General features: G+C 45.7%; 16 protein-coding genes. 14 read left to right on the top strand and 2 right to left on the bottom strand.

What is annotated here, in order from left to right:
- Positions 1–195, top strand: a 195-nt coding sequence (locus R7190_RS17275) for a hypothetical protein (RefSeq protein WP_206949545.1), incomplete at its 5' end; no start/stop codon positions are given.
- A 13-nt stretch (positions 196–208) separates the two neighbouring features.
- On the opposite strand, the gene R7190_RS17270 is transcribed toward R7190_RS17275, so the two are convergent.
- On the bottom strand, positions 209–1,387 hold the full coding sequence (locus R7190_RS17270) for a 2-octaprenyl-3-methyl-6-methoxy-1,4-benzoquinol hydroxylase (RefSeq protein WP_064369039.1): 1,179 nt from the start codon (positions 1,385–1,387) through the stop codon (positions 209–211).
- A 257-nt stretch (positions 1,388–1,644) separates the two neighbouring features.
- On the opposite strand from R7190_RS17270, the gene miaB reads away from it, so the two are divergent.
- The 5 genes from miaB (at position 1,645) to lnt (ending at position 7,263) form a co-directional block, all read left to right on the top strand.
- On the top strand, positions 1,645–3,069 hold the full coding sequence (gene miaB / locus R7190_RS17265) for a tRNA (N6-isopentenyl adenosine(37)-C2)-methylthiotransferase MiaB (RefSeq protein WP_005373038.1): 1,425 nt from the start codon (positions 1,645–1,647) through the stop codon (positions 3,067–3,069).
- Between the two features lie 73 nt (positions 3,070–3,142).
- A complete protein-coding gene (locus tag R7190_RS17260; protein ID WP_005373033.1) occupies positions 3,143–4,240 on the top strand; it encodes a PhoH family protein in 1,098 nt (365 codons plus the stop codon).
- Positions 4,241–4,242: 2 nt separating this feature from the next.
- On the top strand, positions 4,243–4,707 hold the full coding sequence (gene ybeY, locus R7190_RS17255) for an rRNA maturation RNase YbeY (protein WP_005373030.1): 465 nt from the start codon (positions 4,243–4,245) through the stop codon (positions 4,705–4,707).
- 105 nt (positions 4,708–4,812) lie between these two features.
- Complete coding sequence (gene corC / locus R7190_RS17250; protein ID WP_005384118.1) at positions 4,813–5,712, top strand: CNNM family magnesium/cobalt transport protein CorC; 900 nt, start codon at positions 4,813–4,815, stop codon at positions 5,710–5,712.
- A 33-nt stretch (positions 5,713–5,745) separates the two neighbouring features.
- Positions 5,746–7,263 (top strand): apolipoprotein N-acyltransferase, encoded by a 1,518-nt coding sequence (lnt, locus tag R7190_RS17245; protein ID WP_005384119.1) that lies wholly within the window; start codon positions 5,746–5,748, stop codon positions 7,261–7,263.
- Between the two features lie 84 nt (positions 7,264–7,347).
- On the opposite strand, the gene R7190_RS17240 is transcribed toward lnt, so the two are convergent.
- Entirely contained in the window at positions 7,348–7,818 is a 471-nt protein-coding gene (locus R7190_RS17240) for a zinc ribbon-containing protein (protein ID WP_005373024.1), read from the bottom strand.
- Positions 7,819–7,971: 153 nt separating this feature from the next.
- On the opposite strand from R7190_RS17240, the gene leuS reads away from it, so the two are divergent.
- The 8 genes from leuS (at position 7,972) to R7190_RS17200 (ending at position 17,016) form a co-directional block, all read left to right on the top strand.
- Entirely contained in the window at positions 7,972–10,545 is a 2,574-nt protein-coding gene (gene leuS, locus R7190_RS17235; RefSeq protein WP_005391313.1) for a leucine--tRNA ligase, read from the top strand.
- Positions 10,546–10,697: 152 nt separating this feature from the next.
- On the top strand, positions 10,698–11,237 hold the full coding sequence (lptE, locus tag R7190_RS17230; RefSeq protein ID WP_005384122.1) for an LPS assembly lipoprotein LptE: 540 nt from the start codon (positions 10,698–10,700) through the stop codon (positions 11,235–11,237).
- Between the two features lie 5 nt (positions 11,238–11,242).
- Positions 11,243–12,262 carry a DNA polymerase III subunit delta gene (holA, locus tag R7190_RS17225; protein ID WP_064369038.1) on the top strand — a complete coding sequence of 340 codons (1,020 nt, stop codon included), beginning with the start codon at positions 11,243–11,245 and terminating at the stop codon, positions 12,260–12,262.
- A gap of 88 nt (positions 12,263–12,350) precedes the next feature.
- Positions 12,351–12,668, top strand: a complete 318-nt coding sequence (gene rsfS / locus R7190_RS17220) for a ribosome silencing factor (RefSeq protein WP_005373015.1) — start codon at positions 12,351–12,353, stop codon at positions 12,666–12,668.
- Between the two features lie 4 nt (positions 12,669–12,672).
- Positions 12,673–13,143, top strand: a complete 471-nt coding sequence (rlmH, locus tag R7190_RS17215) for a 23S rRNA (pseudouridine(1915)-N(3))-methyltransferase RlmH (RefSeq protein ID WP_017821762.1) — start codon at positions 12,673–12,675, stop codon at positions 13,141–13,143.
- Positions 13,144–13,172: 29 nt separating this feature from the next.
- Positions 13,173–15,089 (top strand): penicillin-binding protein 2, encoded by a 1,917-nt coding sequence (mrdA, locus tag R7190_RS17210; protein ID WP_005384126.1) that lies wholly within the window; start codon positions 13,173–13,175, stop codon positions 15,087–15,089.
- Positions 15,089–16,210: a rod shape-determining protein RodA gene (rodA, locus tag R7190_RS17205; protein WP_005384128.1), complete on the top strand. Its 1,122-nt coding sequence runs from the start codon at positions 15,089–15,091 to the stop codon at positions 16,208–16,210. The genes mrdA and rodA overlap by 1 nt, the downstream gene beginning before the upstream one ends.
- A 2-nt stretch (positions 16,211–16,212) precedes the next feature.
- Positions 16,213–17,016, top strand: coding sequence for a septal ring lytic transglycosylase RlpA family protein (locus tag R7190_RS17200; RefSeq protein WP_017635670.1), 804 nt, complete (start codon positions 16,213–16,215; stop codon positions 17,014–17,016).
- Positions 17,017–17,073: the final 57 nt, after the last annotated feature.

Here is a 17,073-nt window from a genome sequence, read left to right as displayed (position 1 = left end):
GAATTGGTAGACGCACCAGATTTAGGTTCTGGCGCCGCAAGGTGTGAGAGTTCAAGTCTCTCCTTCCGCACCATTATCGGAAAACCCAGCATGACTTTGCTGGGTTTTTTCTTTTTTTGGTTCTGGACTCGGGAAATCATTAGATTTGCCGAATTAAAAAAGCGAGCTCATGGCTCGCTTTTTTTCTATCTGTGATTTGAGTAGCTTACTACATACCTAACGCGTATTTCAGTACTTGAGCCTTAATTGGCCCTGAGTTTTCAGCAAGCTTCAATGCAGCATTACGTACGAACTTCAATGGCCCTAGATCGTTGCTAAAACCTTTATAGAAAAAGTCCATGCCCGTCTGCATGAGTAAGTTGTCAGGTCGACGTGCGCGTTCGTATTTCGCGAGTAAGGTATCTTCCAGCTTTTCTTGTTGTTCTGTTACCGAAAGGAGAACGTCTACATCTTTGAAGCCTAAGTTTACCCCTTGCCCTGCAAGCGGGTTGATCGTATGGGCAGAGTCACCCACTAATACGCAATTTTTGCTTGAGTAGCTTTGCGCATGACGACGAGTGAGTGGGAATGAGCCAAACTGTAAAACTTCAATATCGCCTAATTCTGCAGGGAAATGACGTAAGATTTCTTCCCTTAGTTGAGGTTTACCCATCGCACACAGTTGTTTAATACGTTTAGGCGAGTCATACCAAACCAAAGAACCTTGGCCTACTATTTGACCATCGTCGTTACTCAAAGAGCACAGAGGTAAAAATGAACGTGGGCCTGAAGGTGTAAATTGTTGCCAAGTAATATCTTGCTGAGGCAATTCTGTTTTCACGTTAATCAACATGCAGTGTTGTCGGTAATCCCACGCAGTTACACCAATTCCAGCCAATTGACGAACTTTAGAGTTTGCACCATCAGCACCAATCACCCAGTTAGCTTCAAACTGCGCCCCACTTTCTAGTGTCACAAGATTTACATCTGCAAACTCAATGGCTTTTAATCGCTCAGGACACATCACGGTTAGATTTTCATACTTAGAGAAGACTTGCCAAAGACCTAATTGGATTAGGCGATTTTCAACGATGTAACCTAGCTGATCCAATGACAATTCATCAGAGTGAAAACGAGTACGGCACTCTGGGTGCTCCCAAGTTTCTAACCGCCGATAAGGACAAACTCGCATGCTCTTGATCTCTGACCATGCTCCGAGTGAATCAAGTAACTCCACCGACTGGTGCGAGATTGCAGATACACGAATATCCATCGCCTGAGCGGCATCAAAAACTTTAGGTTTTGTACCTTCGACCAAGACAACGCTTCTGCCCTGCTTGGCAAATCCAACAGCGACGGCTGCCCCGACCATACCGCCACCGATCACGGCGATGTCATACTTGTTCATTTTTCACTCTTCATCGTGCTGATTAATTGGCGTTTTTTATTGTACTTTCCATGGCTATTTTTACAAAATTGTTTAACAAAAAACCTTGTTCTGCATAGGGCGAAAAACTAGATTTCATCGGGCTTTGCAGAGAATTAGCTAGATCACTAGTCAGGTGCTTTTTAAAGCAGTACAATACGCCGCTTACCGCCGTGATGGCGGCTATAATTTGAGCAATAGCTCTCCGATTTAAGTACAACTGAACGAGCGAAAGTGAGATGAGTAAGAAACTGCTAATTAAAACCTGGGGCTGCCAGATGAACGAATACGATTCATCAAAAATGGCCGACCTGCTTAATGCTGCAAACGGCTACGAGCTGACGGAAGAGCCAGAGGAAGCAGACGTACTTCTACTTAACACCTGTTCGATCCGTGAAAAAGCGCAAGAGAAAGTTTTCCACCAGCTAGGCCGCTGGAAAACACTAAAAGATAAAAAACCTGGCGTAGTTATCGGTGTAGGTGGTTGTGTAGCAACGCAAGAAGGTGACCATATTCGTGAACGTGCACCATACGTTGACGTTATTTTTGGCCCACAAACTTTGCACCGCCTACCTGAGATGATCAAACAATCTCAGTCCGATGATGCACCAGTTATGGACATTTCGTTCCCAGAGATCGAAAAATTCGACCGCCTACCTGAACCTCGCGCTGAAGGTGCGACAGCATTCGTTTCTATTATGGAAGGCTGCTCTAAGTACTGTACTTACTGTGTCGTACCGTACACTCGTGGTGAAGAAGTAAGCCGTCCAATGGATGACGTACTGTTCGAAATCGCCCAACTTGCTGAACAAGGCGTACGTGAAGTAAACCTTCTGGGTCAAAACGTAAACGCGTACCGTGGTCCTATGCACGATGGTGAGATCTGTTCATTTGCAGAACTGCTTCGTTTGGTTGCGTCTATCGATGGTATCGACCGTATTCGTTTCACGACGAGCCACCCGTTAGAATTCACAGACGACATCATCGCAGTATACGAAGATACGCCAGAACTTGTGAGCTTCCTGCACTTACCTGTGCAAAGTGGTAGTGACCGTATCCTAACGATGATGAAACGCCCTCACACCGCTATCGAATACAAATCGATCATCCGTAAACTGCGTAAAGCTCGTCCTGATATTCAAATCAGTTCAGACTTTATTGTTGGTTTCCCTGGTGAGACAGACAAAGACTTCCAAGACACCATGAAGCTAATCAAAGATGTAGACTTTGACATGAGCTTCAGCTTTATTTTCTCTCCACGTCCAGGTACGCCAGCAGCGGATTACCCTTGTGATGTGTCAGAACAAGTGAAGAAAGAGCGCCTTTACGAACTACAGCAAACTATCAATGCTCAAGCGATGCGTTACTCTCGCTTAATGCTTGGCACAGAACAACGTGTTCTAGTTGAAGGTCCTTCGAAGAAAAACCTAATGGAACTACGCGCTCGTACAGAAAACAACCGTGTAGTAAACTTTGAAGGTAGTGCAGACCTAATTGGTCAGTTCGTTGATGTGAAGATCGTAGACGTATTTGCAAACTCACTGCGTGGTGAGCTAGTACGTACTGAAAAAGACATGGATCTTCGTAGTGTGATTTCCCCAACGCAGATGATGGCGAAAACACGTCGCGAAGATGAGCTGGGTGTAGCTACTTTTACGCCGTAAGCTCGTATAAATAGCCATAGAGAGCCTGGTCGTTATCAGGCTCTCACTAAGTGGCAAAAAATGAGAGGCAACATTGAGCAATAAAATCGTAACTCTAGAAATTAACCTAGAACCTTCAGACAACCGCCGACTAGCTAGCCTGTGCGGTCCATTCGATGACAACATCAAGCATTTAGAACGTCGTCTAGGCGTTGAAATTAACCACCGTAGTGACCACTTTACGATTGTCGGTAAACCTCATACCGCATCAGCTGCGCTGGATATCCTGAAAACTCTATATGTTGATACCGCACCTGTACGAGGTGAGATCCCAGATATTGAGCCTGAGCAAATCCATCTAGCGATCAAAGAGTCTGGTGTTCTTGAGCAGAATACTGAGTCTAATATCGAGCATGGTAAAGAAGTCTTCGTCAAAACCAAGAAAGGTGTGATCAAACCACGTACGCCAAACCAAGCGCAGTACTTGGTTAACATGGTCACGCATGATATTTCTTTTGGTATTGGCCCGGCAGGTACAGGTAAAACCTACCTTGCTGTAGCAGCAGCTGTTGACGCACTAGAGCGCCAAGAGATTCGCCGTATTCTACTTACTCGTCCAGCGGTTGAAGCTGGTGAGAAATTGGGCTTCCTACCTGGTGATTTAAGCCAGAAAGTCGACCCATACCTACGTCCGCTATACGACGCCCTATTTGAAATGCTGGGCTTTGAGCGCGTAGAGAAGCTGATTGAACGTAACGTGATTGAGGTTGCCCCTCTTGCTTACATGCGTGGTCGTACTCTAAACGACGCCTTCATCATTCTTGATGAGAGTCAGAACACCACTGTTGAGCAGATGAAGATGTTCCTAACGCGTATTGGTTTTAACTCTCGCGCGGTTATCACTGGTGATGTCACGCAGATTGACTTACCTCGTGGTGCGAAATCGGGTCTTCGTCATGCTATTGAAGTACTAAGCGAAGTTGACGACATCAGCTTTAACTTCTTCTTAGCCGACGACGTTGTACGTCACCCTGTGGTTGCTCGTATCGTTAACGCGTACGAGAAGTGGGAAGCACAAGACCAGAAAGAGCGTAAAGAGTTCGAGAAACGCCGTCGTGAAGAACGCGACGCGAAGTTACTAGAAGCAGCAAAAGCCGAACTGAATGCACAAGTTGCTTCAACTAAGGAATAACCATGGCGATTGAACTTGATCTGCAACTGGCAGTCGAAAATGAAGAAGGTCTGCCTTCGCAGCAAGATTTCCAATTGTGGCTAGATAAGACAATCCCTCTCTTCCAGCCACAAGCCGAAGTCACCATTCGTATTGTTGATGAACAAGAAAGTCATACGCTCAACCATGAGTATCGCGGCAAAGATAAACCAACTAATGTGTTGTCGTTTCCATTTGAAGCACCTCCTGGTATGGAAATAGATTTACTTGGTGATTTGATTATTTGCCGCCAAGTTGTTGAAAAAGAGGCGGTTGAACAGAGCAAGCCTCTGCTAGCACATTGGGCGCATATGGTTGTACATGGCAGCTTGCATCTGCTAGGTTATGATCATATAGAGGATGACGAAGCCGAAGAGATGGAGTCCCTCGAAACCGAAATCATGCAAGGTATGGGTTATGAAGATCCTTACATTGCTGAAAAAGAGTAGCTATTGGCCACTCGACAGGGAAAGGCGAACCACCTAAATGACTCTCGTGTTCGCCTCTCTATGTGTGCTATCACACTTCTGATAGCGTTACTTAATTGAGAAACAATGAACGAAGATAATTCTCCCTCTTCTAACGAAGATAAGAAAGAAAAGGCAGAAGGTCCGAGTAGAAAGTCCTTCTTTGAACGTCTAGGTCAACTATTTCAGGGCGAACCAAAAGATCGCCAAGAGCTTGTGGATGTTATCCGCGACTCTGAAGTTAACGACCTGATTGACCATGACACTCGCGATATGCTCGAAGGTGTTATGGAAATCTCCGAAATGCGTGTGCGTGACATTATGATCCCGCGTTCGCAAATGGTTACAGTTGAGCGTACTCACGACCTTGATACCTTGGTTGCTTTGATTACCGATGCTCAACACTCTCGCTACCCTGTGATCAGCGAAGATAAAGACCATGTGGAAGGCATACTTCTAGCGAAGGACTTACTTAAATACTTAGGCTCAGGCAGCAATCCATTTGATATCGAAGAAGTCATTCGACCAGCGGTTGTAGTACCGGAAAGTAAACGCGTTGATCGACTGCTGAAAGAATTCCGTGAAGAACGTTATCATATGGCCATTGTTGTCGATGAATTCGGTGGTGTTTCTGGTCTTGTGACCATTGAAGATATCCTTGAGGAAATCGTCGGGGATATTGAAGATGAATTCGATGAAAGTGAAGAGACGGACATTCGTAAGCTGAGCAAGCATACGTTTGCTGTCAGAGCGCTGACAACCATCGAAGAGTTTAATGAGACATTCGGAACCAACTTCAGCGATGAGGAAGTTGATACCGTTGGTGGTATGGTCATGACTGCCTTTGGTCACTTACCTTCTCGTGGTGAACTGGTTGAAATTGAAGGCTACAACTTCAAAGTCACCGCTGCCGATAACCGTCGTGTCATTCAACTCCAAGTGACGATCCCAGACGAAGAAACCCTGGTTGAAGCCACTCAAGAGTAACGCGATACCCATTGGGAATCTCAGAAAATTACAATGATGAATGAACTCTTTCATCGCCTTAAGCGGCCCTTAGTGGCCGCTTTTGTTGGCGCCTCTACTACACTCGCTTTTGCTCCTTACCAGCTGTGGCCTATTGCCATTCTTAGCCCTGCAATTCTACTGATTCTTCTTGCTAACCAAACTCCGAAACGCGCACTATGGATTGGTTATGCTTGGGGGTTAGGTCAATTTGCAACTGGCGTTAGCTGGGTTTACGTCAGTATCTCCGGTTTTGGCGGTATGCCGCTCATTGCCAATTTATTTTTAATGGGCTTACTTGTTGCCTACTTGGCTGTTTATTCAGGCTTATTTGCTTGGCTCAACAACAAGCTGTTTCCTCAATTTACGCTCACAAAAGCACTTCTCGCTGCACCTGCTTTATGGCTGATCAGTGATTGGTTGCGTGGTTGGGTGATGACCGGCTTCCCTTGGTTATGGCTAGGCTATAGCCAGATAGATGCTCCACTCGCAAGCTTTGCACCAATTGGCGGCGTAGAACTGCTTACTCTATTTATCCTTATCAGCGCAGGGGCGTTAGCCTATGCATGGATTCATAAGCAGTGGCTGATGGTGATTATCCCTGCGGTACTACTCAGTACTGGCTTTGGGATTCGCAACTACGATTGGGTAACACCCCGACCAGAAGACACGACTAAGCTCGCACTAATTCAAGGTAACGTAGACCAAAACCTAAAGTGGCTACCAAGTCAACGCTGGCCAACCATCATGAAGTACGCTGACTTAACTCGTGAAAACTGGGATGCTGACATTATCGTTTGGCCAGAAGCAGCAATTCCCGCTTTTGAAATTGAAGTGCCTTCATTTTTGAGCAATATCGACAGCGCTGCAAAAATGAATAACAGCGCAATCATCACCGGTGTCGTCAACCAAGCTGAAGATCGACAGTTCTACAACAGTATTCTGTCCCTCGGCATCACACCATACGGTGACTACAGCTTCGATTTAAGCGAACGTTACCATAAGCATCACCTACTACCGTTTGGTGAGTTTGTACCATTTGAAGATATTTTGCGCCCATTAGCGCCATTCTTTAACCTACCGATGTCATCGTTTAGCCGTGGGGCTTTTGTGCAGCCAAACATCGTTGCGAATGGCATGCACATGGCACCAGCGCTTTGCTATGAGATCATCTTTAATGAGCAAGTGCGTCAAAATGTGACTGACGAAACAGACTTCATTCTAACGCTTTCAAACGATGCATGGTTTGGTCACTCTATCGGCCCTCTTCAGCATATGGAGATCGCCCGTATGCGTGCCTTAGAGTTAGGTAAACCGCTCATCCGCTCGACTAACAACGGATTAACAGCGGTAACCGATCACAAAGGTAAAATCGTTGAGCAAGTACCGCAGTTTGAAACTGCAGTACTGCGCGCAGAGCTCACCCCAACCGATGGGAAAACGCCATATCGAATCGTTGGTACTTGGCCATTGTATATTTGGGTAGGGTTAAGTTTAGCTCTGGCTTTCGGTTTAAGAAGAAAACAGAGCTGATAACAGCTTGAAAGTAGAAAAGACAAAAAAGAGGCGACTAAGCCTCTTTTTTATTCATAGCATTATACTGTCGTTACGCGCCATTTATGGCTTTAATGACTGACGAGTAAAGCCTTTGTGACCACATTTAATACACGGAATGATTACAGTTGGATGGTTATACGTTGTCTTGTGACCACACTCATCACAGACTAAAGTGCCTAAGCCTATCACCTCTCCTGCTTCATATAGCCCTTGATGCTCTAAGTCATCGAACAACTCAACCCACTCAACTTTAGTTCGGTCAGTAATCTCTAACAGCCCTTGCCATATCGAGTCCGCAATCGTTAAGTAAAACGGGCCGCTTTTGCTATCCTCGTAACTCTCTGAAAACTCTTTTAAGTCTGCTTTAAGGTACGCTTTGATTAAAGCCAATTCATCTTTGGTCAAGTCATTAGCAGCATCCACCACTTTGCCCGACGTCTCAATCGCTTTGTTAACTTCTTCCGGACTGTGCTTCAAGGTTTCAATCACATCCTCGAGCATTTCCTCATAACCTGTTTTACGTTTAGGCATAACTGACCTCCATCTTTCTCCTACCTGCGTCACTTAAGGGCGCATGGGTACAGATTGGCTATTGTTGTGATCCCTAGCTTTAGGTATTCTATGACGATCTATTTAAGTCTGTTCTAACCGAACTCACAAATTCCAAGATAACGGATACCATCGATGCAAGAACAATACAACCCACAAGATATTGAACAAAAAGTTCAAAAGCACTGGGATGACAACAAAACCTTTGTTGTAAGTGAAGACCCAAATAAAGAAAAATTCTACTGTCTGTCCATGTTCCCATACCCAAGTGGTCGACTGCACATGGGTCACGTGCGCAACTACACTATCGGTGATGTAGTATCTCGTTTCCAACGCCTACAAGGCAAAAACGTGATGCAACCAATCGGTTGGGACGCATTCGGTCTACCTGCAGAAAACGCAGCAGTAAAAAACAAAACTGCGCCAGCACCTTGGACTTACGAAAACATCGAATACATGAAGAACCAACTTAAGCTTCTAGGCTTTGGTTACGATTGGAACCGTGAATTCGCAACATGTACACCGGAGTACTACCGCTGGGAACAAGAGTTCTTCACTAAACTTTACGAGAAAGGTTTAGTTTACAAAAAGACTTCTTCTGTTAACTGGTGTCCTAACGACCAAACTGTTCTTGCAAACGAGCAGGTTGAAGACGGTTGTTGCTGGCGTTGTGATACGCCTGTAGAGCAAAAAGAAATCCCTCAATGGTTCATCAAAATCACTGAGTACGCTCAAGAGCTACTAGACGACTTAGACAAGCTTGAAGGTTGGCCTGAAATGGTGAAAACCATGCAGCGCAACTGGATTGGTCGTTCTGAAGGTGTTGAACTGAAGTTTGAAGTTAAGGGTCAACAAGACCTAGAAGTTTACACAACACGTCCAGATACGCTAATGGGTGTGACTTACGTGGGTATCGCAGCCGGCCACCCTCTTGCAGCTCTTGCAGCAGAGAACAATCCAGAGCTTGCAGCGTTTATCGACGAATGTAAGAACAACAAGGTTGCAGAAGCTGAGCTAGCGACAATGGAGAAGAAAGGTATGGCAACTGGCCTTACTGCTATTCATCCATTGAACGGCCGCGAAGTACCAGTATACGTAGCAAACTTCGTACTGATGGACTACGGTACAGGCGCGGTAATGGCTGTACCTGCGCACGACCAACGTGACTACGAGTTCGCAACGAAGTACGGTCTAGACATCGTGCCTGTTATCAAGCCTGCTGATGGCAGCGAGCTAGACATCTCTGAAGCAGCATACACAGAGAAAGGCGTACTGTTCGATTCAGGTGAATTCGACGGCCTCGAATTCCAAGCGGCGTTCGATGCAATTGCAGCGAAGCTAGAAGCAGAAGGCAAAGGCACTAAGACTGTAAACTTCCGTCTACGCGACTGGGGTGTATCTCGTCAACGTTACTGGGGCGCACCAATCCCAATGGTAACGACTGAAGACGGTGAAGTTCACCCAGTACCTGCTGACCAACTACCAGTGATTCTTCCAGAAGACGTGGTAATGGACGGCGTAACCAGCCCAATCAAAGCAGACAAAGAGTGGGCGAAGACAACCTTTAACGGCGAACCTGCTCTACGTGAGACAGATACGTTCGATACATTCATGGAATCTTCTTGGTACTACGCGCGTTATTGTTCACCGCAAGCAGACGACATCCTAGATCCAGAAAAAGCAAACTACTGGCTACCAGTAGACCAGTACATCGGCGGTATCGAGCACGCTTGTATGCACCTACTGTACTCACGCTTCTTCCACAAGTTGCTACGTGACGCGGGCTACGTAACGTCTGACGAACCGTTCAAGCAACTACTGTGTCAAGGCATGGTACTGGCTGATGCGTTCTACTTCGAGAACGAGAAAGGTGGTAAAGAGTGGGTAGCTCCAACAGACGTAGCCGTTGAACGTGATGGTAAAGGCCGCATTACTTCTGCTAAAGACACTGAAGGTCGTGATGTAACGCACTCAGGCATGATCAAGATGTCTAAGTCTAAGAACAACGGTATCGACCCTCAAGAAATGGTAGACAAGTACGGCGCTGACACAGTACGTCTATTCATGATGTTCGCGTCTCCAGCGGACATGACACTTGAATGGCAAGAGTCTGGCGTAGAAGGTGCGAACCGCTTCCTAAAACGTGTTTGGAAACTAGTGAAAGAGCACACAGCGAAAGGCGCAGCAGAAGCAGTAGATACCGCAGCGCTTTCTGGTGATCAAAAAGCACTTCGCCGTGACGTTCACAAGACTATCGCGAAAGTGACGGACGATATCGCTCGTCGTCAAACATTCAACACCGCGATCGCAGCGATCATGGAGCTGATGAACAAACTAGCGAAAGCGCCTCAAGAATCTGCGCAAGATCGTGCAATCCTTGACGAGGCACTGAAAGCTATTGTTGTCATGCTTTACCCTATCACTCCGCATATCTCATACGAGCTATGGGCAGCACTAGGTGAAACAGACATTGATAACGCGGCATGGCCGACGTTTGACGAAAAAGCGCTAGTTGAAGACGAAAAAACTATCGTTGTTCAAGTTAACGGTAAGCTACGTGCGAAGCTAACAGTCCCAGCTGATATCTCTAAAGACGATATCGAACAGCTTGGTCTAAACGACGAAAACGTGGTTAAGTTCACTGATGGCCTGACTATTCGTAAAGTTATTTACGTTCCAGGTAAACTGCTGAACATCGTTGCAAACTAATCGCAGCTGTCAATTTGTCTCTGTTTAGCGAACTTATTTGTTAACCAAGAGTCATTAAACAGGGTAGTTTTCTACCCTGTTTATTTACCTCAAACCATTCACATGAGTGGTTTAAGGTAAATAACCCCTTCAATTTAGGATGAATACAATCAATGCGCTTTTTCTCTTTGATTAAACTACCAGTGGTATTGGTATTAGCGGGGCTTCTTTCTGCCTGTGGTTTTCACCTTCGCGGCGAGTATTCCGTACCGGAAGAGCTGCACACTATGTCTTTCTCCAGCTACGATGAATACAGTGAATTAACTCGCTATGTTCGCTCTCAACTCGAACTAAACAAAGTTGAACTTGTTCAACCATCATCGACGGTACCCAACCTTCATTTGACGGAAGCGACAATCGATGAGCGTACACTATCGCTTTATCAAAATAGCCGTGCAGCAGAAAAAGAGCTGACATACGTAGTAAAATACCGTGTGACAATTCCTGGCTATGGTTCTAAAAACTTTACGACAACAGTAAACCGCAACTACCTAGACAACCCGTTGACCGCACTTGCAAAATCTGTTGAGCGTGACGTAATTGAAGACGAGATGCGCTTGCAAGCTGCAAAACAGATGATGCGCCAGTTGGGCCGTATTCGTGCCGAATATGAAGCAGGACAAATCTCTGAGCCAGCGAACAAAAACTCTTAGTCACTATGCGAATTTATGCCGATAAGCTAACGGATCATTTAACTAAACAAATTAAACAGGTTTACTTAATCTTTGGTAATGAGCCGTTACTGATTCAAGAAAGCCGCCAAGCAATCCAAAAGGCAGCGTTTCAGCAAGGTTTTGAGGAAAAACACCGTTTTTCGGTGGATGCTAGCATCGACTGGAACCAAGTTTACGACTGTTTCCAAGCGATGAGCCTGTTTTCAAACCGTCAATTGATTGAGCTTGAAATTCCTGAAAGTGGCGTAACAACCGCCGTCAGCAAAGAGCTGCAAACACTGTGTGATATGCTTCATGATGACATCATGCTCGTCATTGTTGGTAGCAAACTGACCAAAGCCCAAGAAAATGCGAAATGGTTCAAAGCATTAAGCTCAAAAGGCGATTGGGTAAGCTGCTTGTCGCCAGACCTTCAACGCCTACCTATGTTCATTCAGACACGTTGCCGCACGTTGGGACTAAAACCCGATCAGCAATCACTGCAAATGTTGGCTCAATGGCATGAAGGTAACCTATTTGCATTGACACAAAGCTTAGAGAAATTGGCCCTACTCTATCCGGATGGTGAGCTGACCATCATACGTTTAGAGGAAGCCCTAAGTCGCCATAATCACTTCACTACCTTTAACTGGATCGACGCCTTACTGGCAGGTAAAGCAAACCGTGCACAACGTATTCTTCGCCAACTTGAGGCGGAAGGGGTTGAGACCGTGATCTTGATTCGAAGTGTACAAAAAGAGTTGAGCCAACTTTTAAATATGCATCAAGACTTAACTCAAATGGGAATGAACCAGGTATTTGAGAAATATCGAGTTTGGCAAAACAAGCGTCCACTCTATAACGCAGCACTGGCCCGCTTATCAGCGAGTCGTATTTGTGCATTGCTCTCCTTATTGGCTCAAGCCGAGATAAAAGCCAAAACTCAATATGACGAGTCTGTATGGCCAACTATTCATCAGTTGAGCTTAGAAACCTGCTCTCCTGATATTAAGCTGGCAATTTAAAAATCAAAGCGTGATATAGTGCGCGACCTGTTTTGCAAGCAAGAATGTAAAACACTGTAGAGATAAGAGACAAACCGAGGAAAACCGAGTGCTTCGCGAAGAACTGAAAGACTTTTTAGCTGATAAAGCCGACGACATGAAAGCGGAAGACATTATCGTCCTAAATGTGGAAGATAAATCAAGCGTGACAGATTACATGATCATCTGTACTGGTACATCCAAACGCCACGTTTCATCCATCGCTGACCATGTTGCAACAGAAGTGAAAAAAGCCGGTCTTGAGCCACTAGGAATGGAAGGTGAAAACGAAGGTGAATGGGTAGTCCTAGATATGGGCGACGCCATGCTTCACGTGATGCAAGAAGAGCACCGCGAACTCTACCAGCTAGAAAAACTCTGGGGTTAATCTTTTGAAAATTCAACTAATTGCTGTTGGCACAAAAATGCCAAAATGGGTTGAGGAAGGCTTTCAAGAATATCGTCGCCGTTTCCCGCATGATATGCCGTTGGAGTTGATTGAAATCTCTGCTGGCAAGCGTGGTAAGAATGCCGATATCGCTCGCATCCTGCAAAAAGAAGGAGAAGCGATGCTCGCGGCGGTACCAAAAGGCAACCGTATCGTCACGTTAGATATCCCAGGTAAAAAATGGGACACTCCTCAACTCGCTGAGCAGTTAGAAGCTTGGAAATTAGATGGCCGTGATGTATCAATATTAATCGGCGGTCCCGAAGGACTCGCTCCTGCATGCAAAGCTGCAGCAGACCAAAGCTGGTCATTGTCTGCCTTAACGCTACCCCACCCTCTAGTGCGTATCGTAATGGCAGAAAGCTTATACCGAGCGTGGAGCATCACCGCTAACCACCCTTATCATCGCGAATAATCGTTGTTTAACTTTAGAGCCAAGCGTTAATGATTCGTAAACGCCGCAGTCAAATCCGAGATTATCAAGCCGAAGCGCGTCTGTTTGCCAGCCGCGCTATTGTTGCTTTTATCGGCATTGTTGTCTTGATGGGAGCTCTGGTTGCCAACATGTACAACATTCAGGTGAACCAGTTTCAAGACTATCAAACCCGCTCGAACGATAACCGCATCAAAGTAGTGCCTATCGCGCCTAACCGAGGTCTAATTTATGACCGAAATGGCGTTTTACTGGCAGAGAACCGTCCCGTCTTTAACTTAGAACTGACCCCAGAAAAAATTAAAGACATTGATGCAACCATCCAAGAATTACAAACTATTCTGGAAATTACACCAGACCAGATTGAACGTTTCCACCACGAGCGTAAACGGACTCGTCGATTTAAATCGGTCCCACTGCTTACCCAACTGAACGAAAAACAAGTAGCGGTATTCTCCGTCAATCAGTACCGCTTTCCAGGTGTGGAAATAAGTGCGACCTTAAAGCGCTACTACCCTTTCAGCGAAGTCTTAACCCACGTGATTGGGTATGTTTCTCGAATTAATGATCGCGACATGCAACGCCTGATCCGAGAAGAAAAAGACGCAAACTATCAAGCCACTCGCGACATTGGTAAGCTGGGTATTGAAAAATACTACGAAGACCTCTTACACGGTACAGCCGGATATCAAGAAGTCGAGGTAAACAGCCGCGGCCGAGTAATTCGTACCTTAAAGTACGTTCCACCTGTACCCGGAAAAGACATCGTTTTAAACCTTGATATCAACTTGCAGTTGTACGTACACCAATTATTGGACGGCCGCCGAGGCAGTGCTGTAGTAATCGATCCTAGAGACAATGGTGTACTGGCTATGGTTTCGAGCCCTAGCTACGATCCTAACTCGTTCGTGCACGGAATCTCAGGTAAAGACTATCGCGCCCTTTTGAACGATAAAAACCGTCCTTTGGTCAACCGCACTACACTTGGCATTTACCCTCCTGCCTCTACCATCAAACCATTTATGGCGGTAGCCGCGCTGCAAGAAGGTGTCGTCACACCTAACACCACACGAAATGATCCTGGTTATTGGCGCATACCAAACTCTAACACACGTCCGTTCCGGGACTGGTTGCGTTGGGGACACGGACGCGTCGATATCATTAAGTCGATCGAAGAGTCTGTTGATACCTTCTACTATCAAATCGCTTATGACATGGGTATTGACCGTATTTCGAATTGGATGATGATGTTCGGTTTTGGTGATTACACTGGCATTGATATCTACGAAGAAAGTAAGGCGAATATGCCGACTCGTGACTGGAAAATGTCTCGCCATAAAACCCCATGGTATAAAGGTGATACGATCCCTGTGGGTATCGGCCAAGGATATTGGACAGCAACACCAATGCAAATCGCCAAAGCAACCTCCGTATTAGTAAACGAGGGAGAAGTGATCGCACCTCACTTGCTCAAAGCGACGATAGAAAATGGTAACGACTTCGAAGAGCAGCAAACAACAGAATACGTGACTTACCCACCAATCAAGAATGTGCCTAAAAAGTACTGGGATATGGCGAAAGAAGGCATGCGTCGGGTAAACCATGGCACGCGCGGAACAGCTCGACGCTCATTCTACAAAATGAATTATGAAACAGCGGGTAAATCAGGTACTGCACAGGTCTTCGGTCTGGGTGAAAACGAAGAGTACAACGCCGATGAGATCGCCGAGCACTTACGTGACCATGCGTTATTTACTGGCTTTGCACCATTTGATGATCCTAAAGTGGTCGTCACTGTAGTACTAGAAAATGCCGGTGGTGGTTCTAGTAACGGTGCCCCAGTAGTAAGGAAAATTTTTGACCGAGTCGTTCTTGGTCCAGAAGAAATTGAGCCTGAAAACAATGCGAAGAAAGAGGTAAAACAGTAATGAAGATGGATCCCTCTACAGGTAAAAATCGCGCCCTGTTTGAACGCTTCCATATCGACTTACCACTCCTACTTGGCATACTGGCCCTGATGGGGTTTGGCCTGGTGATCATGTACAGCGCCAGTGGCCAAAGTTTACTGATGATGGATCGCCAAGCCATGCGAATGGTGCTTTCACTCGTTGTGATGCTCGTCCTTGCGCAGCTTTCTCCACGAACTTACGAAAGCTTGGCACCTTTGATGTTCGTTGGTGGCGTTATACTGCTTTTCGGCGTGCTGTTTTTCGGTGAAGCATCGAAAGGCGCGCAGCGTTGGCTTAACCTCGGTTTTGTGCGCTTTCAACCGTCAGAGCTATTGAAGCTCGCGGTGCCATTAATGGTGGCTCGCTATGTTGGTAGACAGCCCCTCCCACCAACGCTAAGAACACTCATTGTTGCACTGATTATGGTCTGCTTACCAACCATTCTCATTGCAAAACAGCCTGACTTAGGTACCTCGATCCTGATCGCGGCTTCCGGTATTTTTGTTATCTTCCTCGCCGGCATTAGCTGGAAAATAATTGCTGGTGCTGCGATTGCATTAGGTGGTTTCATTCCAATTCTGTGGTTTTTCTTGATGCGAGAGTATCAAAAAGTGCGAGTTCGTACTCTATTTAACCCGGAATCTGATCCGCTAGGAGCGGGCTACCACATTATTCAGAGTAAAATTGCGATTGGCTCCGGCGGTATTTCCGGCAAAGGTTGGTTGCAAGGTACGCAGTCACAACTAGAATTTCTTCCTGAACGACACACTGACTTTATCTTTGCAGTAATTGCTGAAGAATGGGGTATGATTGGCTTCCTTTGCCTTTTAGCCATCTATCTATTTATTATTGGACGAGGTTTATATCTCGCCAGCCAAGCGCAAACCGCATTTGGACGAATGATGGCAGGCAGTATTGTACTCAGCTTCTTCGTGTATATTTTTGTAAATATTGGCATGGTAAGTGGCATCCTACCTGTAGTAGGTGTACCGTTGCCACTCATCAGTTATGGCGGCACATCAATGGTAACCTTGATGGCTGGTTTTGGTATTCTGATGTCGATTCATACGCACCGAAAAGCATTCTCTAAGGCGACCTAGACATGCAAAAACGCGCTTTATATTCCTTGGTTTTCTCTGCTCTTATTTTGGCAGGCTGTTCATCAACTAGCCAAAAAGAACAAGAAGGCCGTTACGAACTCGAATCCGATGTTGCACCGGATACACCGCTTTCAGTCGAACACATCGAGGATGCGCATCCTAAATATGAACCGTACAGCCTAGGTGGGAACAAAGATTACCACTTGCGTGGCAAAGACTACAAAATAGTTCGCAATGCGAAAGGCTTTAAAGAAAAAGGCCGCGCATCTTGGTATGGGAAAAAATTCCAAGGTCATTTGACTTCTAATGGCGAAATCTATGACATGTATTCAATGACGGCAGCGCATAAAACGCTACCGTTACCAAGTTACGTAAAAGTTACCAATACTGACAACGGAAAAACCACCATAGTACGAGTTAATGACCGAGGTCCTTTTCACGATGGCCGTATCATTGATTTAAGCTATGCCGCCGCGCACAAGTTAGATGTCATAAAAACAGGCACCGCGAACGTGGAAATTGAAGTGATCAGTATCAATCAGCCCACGGACAAAAAGTCATTAGAAGCGCACCCTAGGTACGTTATTCAAGTGGCATCATCAAAAAATGAAGAACGCGCGCGAACTTTAGGTACCGAGCTTGGTCAAAAATTGGATACAGAAACTTTCCTAGAGAGTGCGAAAGAGTCTTATCGCTTGTTGTTAGGGCCATTTACTGACTATTCCCTGACGCAAGCCACATTAGATAAAGTAAAGTTGCTCGGCTATTCGTCTGCATTTATTAAAAAACACAACACTGCCAAATGACCTCGTGTCATGAATTTCTCTTTGATCCCCCTCTTACATAACTAGGGATTCTGATAA

The organism is Vibrio sp. 1078-1, from assembly GCF_033340475.1.
The sequence above is the reverse complement of the archived record's forward strand: the minus strand, read 5'-3'. Positions and strand labels throughout refer to the sequence as shown.